Annotated in this window: 15 protein-coding genes and 1 pseudogene; 11 read left to right on the top strand and 5 right to left on the bottom strand. The window is 58.4% G+C overall.

All coding sequences use genetic code 11. From position 1 onward, the window contains the following. Positions 1-872 (top strand): DDE-type integrase/transposase/recombinase (locus ACN0WV_RS19065; protein ID WP_417607834.1); only part of this gene is annotated, 872 nt, incomplete at its 5' end. A gap of 563 nt (positions 873-1,435) precedes the next feature. On the opposite strand, the pseudogene ACN0WV_RS19060 reads toward ACN0WV_RS19065, so the two are convergent. From ACN0WV_RS19060 to ACN0WV_RS19040, 5 genes and pseudogenes are all read right to left on the bottom strand, one after another. Next, positions 1,436-2,523 (bottom strand): annotated as a pseudogene (locus tag ACN0WV_RS19060) (IS630 family transposase). A gap of 51 nt (positions 2,524-2,574) precedes the next feature. Then, the gene (ric, locus tag ACN0WV_RS19055; protein WP_417607833.1) at positions 2,575-3,252 is read right to left on the bottom strand and encodes an iron-sulfur cluster repair di-iron protein; all 678 of its coding nucleotides are present in this window, start codon (positions 3,250-3,252) and stop codon (positions 2,575-2,577) included. A gap of 83 nt (positions 3,253-3,335) precedes the next feature. Further along, a complete protein-coding gene (locus tag ACN0WV_RS19050; protein WP_417607832.1) occupies positions 3,336-4,334 on the bottom strand; it encodes a NifU family protein in 999 nt (332 codons plus the stop codon). Beyond that, the gene (locus ACN0WV_RS19045) at positions 4,327-5,508 is read right to left on the bottom strand and encodes a P-loop NTPase (protein WP_417607831.1); all 1,182 of its coding nucleotides are present in this window, start codon (positions 5,506-5,508) and stop codon (positions 4,327-4,329) included. Before ACN0WV_RS19045 ends, ACN0WV_RS19050 begins: the two co-directional genes overlap by 8 nt. Further along, on the bottom strand, positions 5,505-5,954 hold the full coding sequence (locus tag ACN0WV_RS19040; RefSeq protein ID WP_417607830.1) for an RrF2 family transcriptional regulator: 450 nt from the start codon (positions 5,952-5,954) through the stop codon (positions 5,505-5,507). The genes ACN0WV_RS19045 and ACN0WV_RS19040 overlap by 4 nt, the downstream gene beginning before the upstream one ends. A gap of 156 nt (positions 5,955-6,110) precedes the next feature. On the opposite strand from ACN0WV_RS19040, the gene ACN0WV_RS19035 reads away from it, so the two are divergent. The 10 genes from ACN0WV_RS19035 to ACN0WV_RS18990 all read left to right on the top strand — a co-directional run bounded on the left by ACN0WV_RS19035 (position 6,111) and on the right by ACN0WV_RS18990 (position 11,336). Further along, positions 6,111-6,371 carry a DUF2249 domain-containing protein gene (locus tag ACN0WV_RS19035; RefSeq protein ID WP_417607829.1) on the top strand — a complete coding sequence of 87 codons (261 nt, stop codon included), beginning with the start codon at positions 6,111-6,113 and terminating at the stop codon, positions 6,369-6,371. A gap of 21 nt (positions 6,372-6,392) precedes the next feature. Continuing rightward, on the top strand, positions 6,393-6,740 hold the full coding sequence (locus ACN0WV_RS19030; protein WP_417607828.1) for a DUF6522 family protein: 348 nt from the start codon (positions 6,393-6,395) through the stop codon (positions 6,738-6,740). Then, positions 6,737-7,171: a hypothetical protein gene (locus tag ACN0WV_RS19025; protein WP_417607827.1), complete on the top strand. Its 435-nt coding sequence runs from the start codon at positions 6,737-6,739 to the stop codon at positions 7,169-7,171. The genes ACN0WV_RS19030 and ACN0WV_RS19025 overlap by 4 nt, the downstream gene beginning before the upstream one ends. A gap of 93 nt (positions 7,172-7,264) precedes the next feature. Further along, entirely contained in the window at positions 7,265-7,732 is a 468-nt protein-coding gene (locus ACN0WV_RS19020) for a DUF6522 family protein (RefSeq protein ID WP_417607826.1), read from the top strand. A gap of 63 nt (positions 7,733-7,795) precedes the next feature. After that, a complete protein-coding gene (locus ACN0WV_RS19015; protein WP_417607825.1) occupies positions 7,796-8,635 on the top strand; it encodes a succinate dehydrogenase iron-sulfur subunit in 840 nt (279 codons plus the stop codon). 13 nt (positions 8,636-8,648) lie between these two features. Further along, the gene (sdhC, locus tag ACN0WV_RS19010; protein ID WP_417607824.1) at positions 8,649-9,026 is read left to right on the top strand and encodes a succinate dehydrogenase, cytochrome b556 subunit; all 378 of its coding nucleotides are present in this window, start codon (positions 8,649-8,651) and stop codon (positions 9,024-9,026) included. After that, positions 9,023-9,406 (top strand): succinate dehydrogenase, hydrophobic membrane anchor protein, encoded by a 384-nt coding sequence (gene sdhD / locus ACN0WV_RS19005; RefSeq protein ID WP_417607823.1) that lies wholly within the window; start codon positions 9,023-9,025, stop codon positions 9,404-9,406. The genes sdhC and sdhD overlap by 4 nt, the downstream gene beginning before the upstream one ends. A gap of 13 nt (positions 9,407-9,419) precedes the next feature. After that, positions 9,420-9,860 carry a CBS domain-containing protein gene (locus tag ACN0WV_RS19000; RefSeq protein ID WP_417607822.1) on the top strand — a complete coding sequence of 147 codons (441 nt, stop codon included), beginning with the start codon at positions 9,420-9,422 and terminating at the stop codon, positions 9,858-9,860. A gap of 22 nt (positions 9,861-9,882) precedes the next feature. Next, the gene (locus tag ACN0WV_RS18995; RefSeq protein ID WP_417607821.1) at positions 9,883-10,224 is read left to right on the top strand and encodes a carboxymuconolactone decarboxylase family protein; all 342 of its coding nucleotides are present in this window, start codon (positions 9,883-9,885) and stop codon (positions 10,222-10,224) included. 354 nt (positions 10,225-10,578) lie between these two features. Further along, a protein-coding gene (locus ACN0WV_RS18990; protein ID WP_101754952.1) for an IS5-like element ISPso2 family transposase occupies positions 10,579-11,336 on the top strand; the annotation gives its coding sequence in 2 pieces (ribosomal slippage) (positions 10,579-10,903 and positions 10,903-11,336; 759 coding nt in all). The last annotated feature ends 311 nt before the right edge of the window (positions 11,337-11,647 follow it).

The following is an 11,647-nucleotide window of genomic DNA, read 5'->3' as shown; positions in this document are numbered from 1 at the left end:
ACCGATGGTATGACCGCTACGTCGAAGGTGGCTTTGATGCCCTCGCGGATCGTTCGCCTCGGCCAAAGTCGGTCTGGAACCGCATCCCTGATGTCCGCCGTGACGACCTGATTGAGTTTGCGTTGGAGCATGAGGCACTGACCACACGCGAGCTGGCCGTTAAATATACCGATGAGAAGCGATATTTTGTCTCTGAATCATCGGTTTACCGCATCCTGAAAGCCGCTGATCTGATCACAGCACCAGACTATGTGGTGATCAAAGCGGCCGATGAGTTCACGGACAAGACCACCGCCATCAACCAGATGTGGCAGACTGACTTCACCTACTTCAAGATCATCGGCTGGGGCTGGTATTACCTGTCCACCATCCTCGACGACTACAGCCGCTACATCATCGCCTGGAAGCTCTGCACAAACATGCGGGCCGAGGATGTGACCAGCACGATCGAGCTGGCGCTTCAGGCATCGGGCTGCGACCAGGCCGTGGTCCGACACAAACCCCGTCTGCTCAGCGACAACGGATCCTGTTACATCTCTGGCGATCTGGCCACGTGGTTGGAGGATCAGAAAATGGACCACGTTCGCGGGGCGCCATTCCACCCGCAAACGCAAGGCAAGATCGAGCGCTGGCACCAGACCATGAAGAACCGGGTTCTGCTGGAAAACTACTACCTGCCCGGTCATCTCGAGCGACAGATCGGGGACTTCGTCGAATACTACAATAACCAGCGCTACCACGAGAGCCTGAACAACGTCACACCCGCTGACGTCTACTTTAATCGGGACAAAGCCATTCTGAGGGAAAGGGAGAAGATCAAGAACCTGACGATCCGACAGCGACGCTTGCAACATCAAAAACAAGCAGCATAATCAATCAAACAACCGAACCAGAGCCTCCAATGTTCAAGCCGCTCTGATGTCCCATTTTATATGACGACAGACACAAAATATAAAGGCGCATAATGAAGTTTATGTTAATTATTTTCACGCATTCTACGGTCTCTCGGCGTATGTCTTATGTTAAATAGTATTCCATAATTTTCTTAATCTGCGTCCCAAGTTGCTCACTTTTTGCTCATCGGCAGCCGCTAATATGGACCACCCAAGAGGGGCTGCTCAGTGGCTACATTTCTTATCGCTCTTGGCCGATCATGGATAGCAGGCAAGCTTGGCCCGGGTCCTGGGCATCACGAATTCGGCTCATCATCGTTGCCCAGTCTTCCTCAGGTGCGCTGTTCGAAAAGTCGACGAGCCCGACGCTGGCAAAACCATCATGTCGGGCTTGCTAATCAAGGAGCTGATTGAAGAGTACCGCAAAGTTTGGGGCCGGATGCTATAAAACCGTTAAGGGGCGGCCCTCACTTGGAGGGGTATTCGCCTCCCCAAGTAAAGGCTTCATCCAGTCAAACGCAACATACTCTAGTCACCTGAATCTAAAGTCCTTGGCATTGTGATTTCTGGCAGAACCGCTTGACGGAGGCGAGGATTTCGTCAGCTGACTTGACCCATCGATATGGCTTCGGGGCCTCGTTATGTGCATCGATGAATGTGGCAATGTCAGCCTCCAACTCGGCCACGGACCTGTGTACTCCACGCTGGATCTGCTTGCGGGTCAATTCGGCGAACCATCTTTCGACTTGGTTCAGCCAACTTGCCGAAGTCGGGGTGAAGTGTACGTGCCAGTGCGGGCGGCGGGCCAACCAGGCCTTCACCTTCCACTCTTGTGGGTCGCGTAATTGTCCATCACCAGATGCACGTCCGGCCCTTCGGGCATCCGCCGGTCGAGTTCCTTGAGGAAGTTCAGGAACTCGGTCGCACGATGGCGCTTATAGCATTTTCCGATCACAGCACCGGTGGCAATGTCGAGCGCCGCAAACAGTGAGGTCGTGCCGTTTCGGATGTATGTGTGGGTGCGCCGCTCGGCCACACCGGGGGCCATGGGCAATACGGGCTGTTCTCGATCTAACGCCTGGATTTGAGATTTCTCGTCCACGCACAAGACGATAGCCCGGTTCGGTGGCGACATATAGAGGCCGACAACGTCCTGTACCTTGTCCACGAACAGCGGGTCGGTGGAGAGTTTGAAGGTCTCCGAACGATGCGGTTGCAGGCCGAACGCGTTCCAGATCCGACGGATTGTCGTGTGCGACAGACCGGTCTCCGCGGCCATCGAGCGGATCGACCAATGCGTCGCGTCCTTTGGGGTGGTCTCCAGCGTCCGTTTGATGACATCGGCGACCTGTTCATCCGATACAGTCCGTGGCCGGCCTTCGCGGTACTCGTCCCAAAGCCCTTCGATCCGGTGCTCCGCAAAACGCCGCCGCCATTTGCCGACTGTGTGCTCGCTGTGGCCAAGTTCCGTCGCGACGTCCTTGTTGGAAAGACCCGCCGCACAACGCAACACGATGCGGCACCTGTCAGATAATGACCGTGCCGCCTTGTGCCGGCGTAACTGCGCCTCAAGAAACGCCCGCTCCTCGCCGCTCAAATCAATAACTACCGCCGCACGACCTCTCATCATCCGCTCCCAAGGCTGCCTCAAATCTATGATGACAACTTCGGTTCCGGGTGACTAGGCGGCAGTAGCCGCCTCAAATCGAGGGAACAGGATATTGTTTTCCAGATGGATATGTTCGACCAAATCCATCCGAAATTGCTCTGCGCCTTTGTAAAGCGCCTGCCATGTCCGGCATGCATGCGGTGGTGGGGTGTAGCTGTTGGTCAGGCGTGCGATCTCATCCAGAAGCGCCCCGGTATCTTCATGGTCTTGCCGATAGTCTCCGATCTCTACGGCAATGCGGTTCGCTGCTGAATTGCGCATCGCAGGAAACAGAACCTCTTCTTCCTCTTTCATGTGGACTGCCATTTCCTCTTGGATCTTATTCAGAACCTCGGTCAGCCCTGCCGGGACGTCCGGCTTGTTCGCATGAACTCTCTCAACCTTGCTCGACAATTCGATCAGGTCAGGAATCTGTTGGCGATGAACGTCGTGGTACCGGATTTGGATATGGTCAATCAATGCGCCGGTTTCCTGAGGGACCTCCGGTGCCGCCGTTGGATCAAGCGCATCCAGCGCTGCGATCACCGTCGCAAGTTCGTGATTGTTGCGCTTGGCCGCTTCTGCCAGCGAAGAATCGCCATGACAGCAAAAGCTGATGTCAAACTGTCGGAAAACGCCGGGGGCGCCGGGAAGTTGTGCGGCGATTTCACCGACGCTCTTGGTGAAGAGAGGGTTGATTGTCGTGCTCATAAAAGTCTCCATGGATTGACTTGGTTTCTTGGTTGTCGTGGTGTTGTCCGGCCGGGCCGCCGACGCGGCGCATGTCCATCAATTCAGTTGGTTGCTTGCTCCAGTCGCTGGAGTTCGCGCGCATGGAACGCGCGCTCGGTCTCGTCGTCACGCGGGCCACGCGACAGGTCGCGGGCAAGATCAAAGAATCCCTTGCCCGGCAGGCCGTCGCTGGCCCGACCGATGGCGCGGGCGGCAATGAACGGGTGGCCCGCACCTGCGTCATCCCGCATCGTAACTTCCAGCGCCTGGGTCACTTTGCGCACCGAACCGGGGCGCCAAAACCCGAAGGCGCGCGTCAGTGTGCCATAGCTGACCGTTGGATCGGAGGACGGTAGCGCCTTCAGATACTGGCGAAGCCGTTCGGCAAGCGGGGTGTCCGCATTTAGCGGCGCGGGTTCCTGGGCGATTGGGGATCGCATATTGTGGCTTTCACCAGGGGCATCGCCATAGAACGGTTTGGCGCCTGCTTCGTGATCCGTCACATCGACTATGTCCCGCAGATCGGGCAGGGCTGCGCGCAGCTTGCGCTCGACGCCGCCCCGAAGCGTCAGTTGTGACGCGGCACAACCCTGACAGCCACCGGACATGCGCAGATATACGGTTCCCTCCGCTACCGTCTCGACATCTATATGGCCGCCATGCCCGGCAATGGACGGGTTGATCTGACTGGCAAGCAGAGCCCGCACCGCTTCCATCAGTCGGGCATCTGCATCGCCTTGCCTAGGCTCGTCGGCATTACCCAGCGGGGCCCCGGTGCCCAGCAGGACAGCACGGATTGCCGCCGCGATTGGCGTTTTCATGGCGTCCCAGCGGGCCGTGGCGTGTTTGCGGATATGAATGACCGGGCCGTCGACCGCCACCTGCTGAACCCCGGCCACGGCGAACAGGGCGGCCGACAGTGGCGCATCTTCGGCCATACCATCAAAGCGCACGATCCCGGCACCTGTCTGGACCGGCGCATCGAGCAGAAAGCGCAGGGTTTCGGGATCGCGGGGCGAAGGCTGCACCCGGATCCGTATCCGATGTGCCGTTTCAGACATCCTCCAACTCGGCCCCCTGCATGTCGCGCAGCGCGCTGAAGCTGTAGATGCCGATGCTGTGGCTGTCGCTGAATGCGACACCAAGCGCGTAGTTGCCGATGCTCCAGATGCGGGTTGCGCTGACCGCAAGCGGGACGGTTTCGGGATCCAGCAGCCGGTCGCCGGTCATCTCATTGCGGCAGGCGGCGCAACGGCAGGCAATGCGCAGGTCGCGTATGGCAATTGTCCGGCTGTCGCCGTCCGGCCAAAGGATCGTCAGGCCCGCCGCAGTGTGGTCAAGCGCGCAGGGAATGTCATGTGCACTGCCCGTGGCAGGAACCGGCACGGGCCTGCCAACATCACTCGCCATGTTCCAGTCGAAGGGCAAGGCAACACCGTCGGTTCCCGCATGGCCATCCACCAACGCAGCGGCGATTTGGGCATAGGCCTGCGCCGCCGGGCTGTCGGGCCGGGTCAGAACCAGCGGGCGACCGTCATCGCCGGAATCGACAATCGCGGGGTCCAGCGGAACTTTGCCAAGGAACGGCACGCCCAGCTCGGCCGCGATCGCCTCGCCGCCGCCCTGATGGAAGATGTGGGTGACATCGCCACAGGACGGGCAGGTAAAGCCGCTCATGTTCTCGATCACGCCGATGATCGGCACCTTGACCTGCTCCATCATCCGCAGACCACGCCGCGCGATCTTCAGGCTGACATCCTGCGGCGTGCTAACGACCACGGCGCCGGTCAGAGGGAAGGACTGGGCCAGCGTCAACTGAATGTCGCCCGTCCCCGGGGGCAGATCCAGCAGCAGCACGTCAAGTTCGCCCCATGCCACCTGCGACACGAACATCCGCAGGTATTTGGTGACCATCGGGCCGCGCAGGATTGCCGGGCGGTCATCGTTGGTCATCATCGCCATCGAGATGACCTTGACCCCATGAGCCTCGGACGGGATCACCCTTTGATCGGGGGCCATTGTCGGCGGCGCATTGCCCGGAATACCCAGCATGCCAGGGATCGACGGGCCGTAGATGTCGGCATCGACAATGCCGACGCGCAGTCCGGCACGGGCCATGGCAACGCCGAGATTGACGGTGACGGTTGATTTTCCGACGCCCCCCTTGCCGCTGCTAATCGCGATCATGCGGCGCGGACCGGTAGTCGCGTTCTGTGACGTTGCCCCGGCGGTCATGATGATGGTCTTTCTTCCAGTGCTTCAACAATCGCGCCGAAGTGCTGCGGCTGGATGATCAGATCGGCCAGCGTGTGCCGATCCATGACCGCCATAAAGGCGCTCAGCGCCTCGGTGGCAATCGCCGGAAAGCGGCAGAATGACGTGATGGCGCAGGCATTTGTGGGCGCAAAACACTCGACCATCTCGAAATCCGGTTCGGTCAGGCGGAACACATCGCCCAGACGGATCTGCTCTGGTGACAGGCCCAGCGTGAACCCGCCAGTGCGCCCCCGCTGCGAGCGCAGGATGCCTGCGCGGGCCAGCACACCGATGATCTTCATCAGGTGCCCACGCGAAACATCATAGACCTCCTGGGTTTCATCGATCGTTACCAGGCGGTCAGGGTGCGCGGCCGCAAAAAGAAGCACCCGCAGCGCGTAGTCCGACATCATCGTCAGCCTCATGTTCGTTCTCCGATCTGTGTGTCGGCTTTGACGCCGGTTCGTCGCGCATCTGCCGCTGCCACCTCGTGCGCCGCACTTCCATACGGCATTAAAAGAATATTGACAATATTTCTTTTAATGCGTAGCCATAAAGGTGTTGAAGAGAGGGAGATACTAATGCCTGAAAGCGCCACCATCCCCACCACTAACCCAACCATCGTCGACCTGCGCCCCATGATTCCGCCCGAACGCCATGCGATGGTCTTCGCGGCGCTCGAAGCGCTCGCCCCCGGCGCAACCTTTGTGTTGATCAACGACCATGCGCCGATCCCGCTCCTTCAGCGGATCAAACAGAACTGGCCTGATCGGTTTAACGCCGAGTTCCTCGCGGACGGGCCCGAGGTCTGGCAAGTCGCAATCACCCGCAACAGCGCCTGACCAAAAGAAGGAGACATGACAATGCGCCTGGAACCGACAGCAGAAGGATTTCAGATTGGCGCGGCCGACCTTGGCGCGTTACTGGGTATGGCACCACAGGACATCCAGCGCATGATGCGCGACGGCCAGATCACCAGCTTGAGTGAGAAAGGACAGGATCAGGATGAAGGGCGTTACCGGATCACGTTTCGCCACCGCTCGACGCGCGTGCGCCTGACTGTGAATGCGCAGGGCGAGGTTCTGCTGCGCACCCGGGCGCGTGTCACGCCCCACCCAGGCGAAACAACTGGTGCCAGCATCAAAACCCAGGAAACAGCGACGGCCAGTAAAAACGCCAGTACCACAACAAGCGTCAAGGCCCCAAAATGACATGGTCTTTGGAAACTCCTGCCCCGGCGCACTACCCTACTCCAGTATCGCAACTGGTAAAACTGGCGGAAATGGTTGAGGATCTTCACGTCGGTGACAAGGGAAACCCGGAAGGTTTGTCCACAGTCCTTCGCCGCCTGATCAATGAGCACGCCGTTCAGAAAAGCACAGCGAAGCAGGCTCTTTTTCCCGCCGCAAGCAAGTCGACGATGTTCAAAGCCGACGCCTCTGCCGAAGTCCTAAGGGAAAAACACGTCGCTTGTGATCGCGATACCCAACGTATCCGTGACATCACGAACCACTTCCCCCTGCCCGAAGGCGCCTGCGAAAGCTGGGTCACGCTTTATACCGGCCTTTCAGACTTCATCAGCGATATTCAGACCCACGTGTCCCTTGAGAAGGAGATACTCGGCACGCAGTTAACCCACTGAACCAAAGGGCGGCAAATCGGCCGCGTTCAAGGTCTGATAGCGCATCTCTACGGATCAGAATGTACCGCGGATAACCCGCTTTTGGAGGAGATCATGTTCAAGATTACACTTCCCGCCGACAGAACGGAGATTGATATGGTGGCCGTTGCCGAAGCTTTTGGCATCAGCGTCAAGGGCTTGGACGACGCCATTCATATCGGCACGGTCAGCCGATGGTTCGAACTGGGCGAAGGCGACCAGGACAACAAGCCACACTGGATTTTTGCCTCGACGAGACTTGGGTTGAAAGTTGATGTCGATGAACATGGGTTCGTGCATTCCGTCAATGAATACAGAACCGTGAGCGCCGAACTGCAACAGAAAACGGGGCAATACGGCAATGCAGTGCGCAGCAAAACACTGCTGGCCAAAGCGGTGGATCCCAATATCGAGGATGCGGACGATATCGCGCGCCGCGCCCGCCTTGATGCGCTTCTCGACGAAGCACTTGAAGAGAGCTTCCCTGCCAGCGACCCTATCGCAATCAGCTTTTATTCTCCGCACCGAACCGCCCGATTGTGACAAACATCTGTTGGTGGTTGAACGTCATGCAATGGACTGTAAGGAAGGCCGAAAGGTATCGTGATGGTCGAACATTCTGATGAAGTGGATGAAATTCCGCGCCTGAAATGGCCACGCCGGTTTCCGGTGCCGCGCGATTTCGGTGTCGCCAAAGGCTCGCGTATCTCCGAGGGGAAATCCTGGCCCGCACCTGATGGTGCTACCCGGATTGCAACCCTGCGCATTTATCGCTTTAGCCCGGATGGTGATGTTGGCCCCCGGATGGACACATTCCGCGTCGATCTGGACGATTGCGGGCCGATGCTTCTGGATGCGCTGATCTGGATTAAATCGAAAGTCGACCCGACGCTGACCTTTCGCCGGTCTTGCCGCGAAGGGGTCTGCGGCTCTTGTGCGATGACGATTGACGGCACCAACTGGACGGCCTGCACCCGCGCCATGGATGAGCTCTCGGAACCTGCCACAATCTACCCGCTGGCCAATCTGCCGGTGATCAAGGATTTGGTGCCCGATCAGACCCACCTTTTTGCACAACATGCGCTGACCGAACCTTGGCTGAAAGCCGAAACGCCCGCGCCGGAACATGAACGCCTGCAATCGGTCGAGCAGCGTCAAGCCCTTGATGGCTATTACGAGTGCATCATGTGCTTTTGCTGCACGTCGCCGAGCCATTGGTGGAATGGCGACCGCTTCCTTGGCCCCGCAGCCTTGCTCACCTCGTGGCGCTGGCTGGCCGACAGCCGCGACGAGGGGCGCGGCGAACGGCTGGATGCGCTGGACGATCCATTTCGGCTTTATCGCTGTCACACGATTCTGAATTGCACCCGCACCTGCCCGCGCGGCCTGAACCCCGGCAAGGCCATCGCCGAGATTAAGCGGATGATGCTGGAACGTGGTGGCTGAGAAGGAGCGTGTCATGAGCTATCCCCGCCCGAAATCACCGAACATGCAGAATTATCGGCCTCAGCTGACTTCGGTCATGTCGTTCGGGCATCGGCTGTCCGGAGTTGCATTGAGTTTGTTTGCCTTCGGCCTTGCCGGTTGGCTTTTGGCGGGCGCAGCGGGTCCGGTGACGTTTGAGCGCGCGCAAGCGGTTGTGTTGTCGATAGCTGGGCGTGTCGTGCTTTTTGCCGCAACGTTGGCTGTCCTTTATCACCTTTGCAACGGTATCCGGCACGTGATCTGGGACAGCGTCCATGCCTTTGAGTTACGCAGTATTTATGCGGGTGGCTGGGTGGTTGTAGTTGCAAGCCTGATCCTGACATCCGCCCTGTGGCTATGGGTGCTGATATGACTTCGCATCGTGTCACCCCCTATTCTGCTGCGCATGGGCGTGGTGCGGCGGGACACGCTGCACACCATTGGTGGGCACAGCGTGTCTCGGCCATTGCCCTCGTACCACTGGTTTTGTGGCTTGCGTGGGCGTTGGCAAACGGTGCAGCGACTGACTACTCAGCCCTGACTGTCTGGCTCAAAGCGCCACTCAACACGATCCTGATGATCCTGCTGCTGATTGCGGCATTCCATCATGCAGCTCTTGGGCTGAAAACCATTGCCGAGGATTACATTCATTCGCGGGCGCGTTTTGCCGTCATCGCCATTGTGCAACTTGCCTGCGCGGCCGGCGGGGCCGTGGGTATCGTCGCGATTATCGTGATCGCGGCGACCAATTAGAACGGACAAACAAATGCTGATAGAGAAATTTCTGCCCACGGCCCACAAGCGGATGTGTTGCATCGGAACGGACGCCGCACTTCTGCAAGCTGCGCGGCTGTTGGAACGTGACCATGACATGCTGTTGGTCTGCGATACGGACGACCGGATGATCGGCGTTCTCACCAAGACCGACGCGGTGCGCCAGATCGGGATCTGCACGGGCGCCAGTTGCACCGCGCCCGTAATCGAGGCGATGACTCGAGACCTCATCACAGTGGCACCCACGGACCAACTGAAGGAGGCCTGGGAAATGATGAAGACGCGCGGATTGAAGAACATTCCCGTTGTCGATCCTGCTGGCAAGCCGCTTGGGGTTTTGAATGCCCGAGACGTGCTTCAGTGCCTCTGGAATGAGGTCCAGCAGGAAGAGGACCTTCTGTTCAACTACGTGATGAACGTTGGCTATCGCTAATGCTTTGAAAGGAGAGAAAATCATGACGGATACATTATCCCCCACGGATATCGGTGCACTTTCCAAGCATCGCAGGGAACTGACGCCCGACGCTTCGACGGCGTTTGAAGCGTTCAGCAAGGCTGTCTTTGCCAATGGCGCGTTGGACTCCAAGACCAAGCAGTTGATCGCCGTTGCTGTCGCCCATGTTACCCAATGCCCCTATTGTATCAAGGGACATACCAAGGCCGCGCTACGCCACAAGGCAACTGAAGTGGAAATCATGGAGGCGATCTGGGTCGCTGCAGAGATGCGCGCAGGGGGCGCTTATGCCCATTCGGTGCTGGCGCTCGACGAGATGGAGAGGTCGAAAAAGGCTGACTGATGTACCGATAGCTTGAGAAAAGAGGCCTTAACATGCTCTGCAAAATCAGCAATTCGCCTAGAATTCTGCCCTCTCCGGCATCAGGCCCTAAGAAGGTTGGTTATCGCTAAGTTTCTGAGTGAAAAGGCAATCCGGTGATCCGGGCGGGCTTATGGTCTGCGGTGCGGCGCAGATCTTCGTGGGTCAGCAACCAAAGATCGAGATTGAAGATGTCGGGCGCCTTGGCGAAACGGATCGGGTCATGCCTCTGTGGAAACCCATTTTGTCTCGGCAGACTTTCGCAGCGGTTAGGGTCAGGATGCATTGATTTCTGTTGCGCTGCGTGATTCACGCCTCCGAAAACGGAGCGGTGACATGAGCGATCTCTTCTGGCTGACCGACGCGCAGATGGCGCGCCTGGCTCCCTTCTTTCCCAGGTCGCACGGGAAGCCCCGGGTTGATGACAGACGGGTGCTGAGCGGGATTATTTTCATCAATCGCAATGGCTTGCGTTGGCGCGATGCGCCCGCCGCGTATGGCCCACATAAGACGCTCTACAGCCGGTGGAAGCGTTGGAGCGAAAAGGGCATCTTCGCGCGGATGATGGCCGGGCTGGCGGCGGAACACGGCGAGAAAACGACCGTGATGATCGACGCAACATACCTCAAGGCCCATCGAACGGCGACCAGCATGGCCGCCAAAAAGGGGGGCGTGGTCGCCTGATCGGTCGAACCAAAGGCGGTATGAACACCAAGCTGCACGCCATCTGCGACAGTCAGGGGCGACCGATCGACCTGTTCGTCACCGCTGGACAGGTCAGCGATTATATCGGCGCTCGGGCTCTGCTGAGTGGCCTGCCAAACGTCAAATGGCTACTCGGGGATCGTGGCTATGACGCTGACTGGTTCAGAGAAGCGTTGCAGGACAAGGGGATACGTGCCTGCATCCCAGGCCGGAAGAAACGCAAGACGCCGATCAAATATGATAAGCGGAGATACAAGCGGCGTAACCGCATCGAGATCATGTTCGGCAGGCTCAAGGACTGGAGGCGCGTCGCGACCCGCTATGACCGATGCCCCAAGGTCTTCCTCTCAGCCATCGCCCTCGCGGCTCTCGTCATCTATTGGTTATGAATCCTGACCCTAGGCATAAGCGGAATGCCGAGGAACTCGGGCACCAGCCGATGCCGAGAACAGTCAAGATCGACAAGCTGCTGTGTCAGCGGTGCGGTTACCTTTTATCACAACGCGATACTATTGATTTATGGCCAGTATGAAGCCCGCCCATGCGGCTCTTTCGTAATTCTGGCCGACAATAAATCAGATCTGCTGTCAGTCATGTCCACGCCCTGTATTTGCACAGTAGATCTGTCAATGGCGGAGCAAAAACCAGCCACGGGGCGGCGTAAAAGCAGGCCACGTTTATGCGCGCACTTGAGCCCGCC

Source organism: Primorskyibacter flagellatus, from assembly GCF_048268605.1.
Classification (GTDB): domain Bacteria; phylum Pseudomonadota; class Alphaproteobacteria; order Rhodobacterales; family Rhodobacteraceae; genus Primorskyibacter; species Primorskyibacter flagellatus.
The sequence above is the reverse complement of the archived record's forward strand: the minus strand, read 5'-3'. Positions and strand labels throughout refer to the sequence as shown.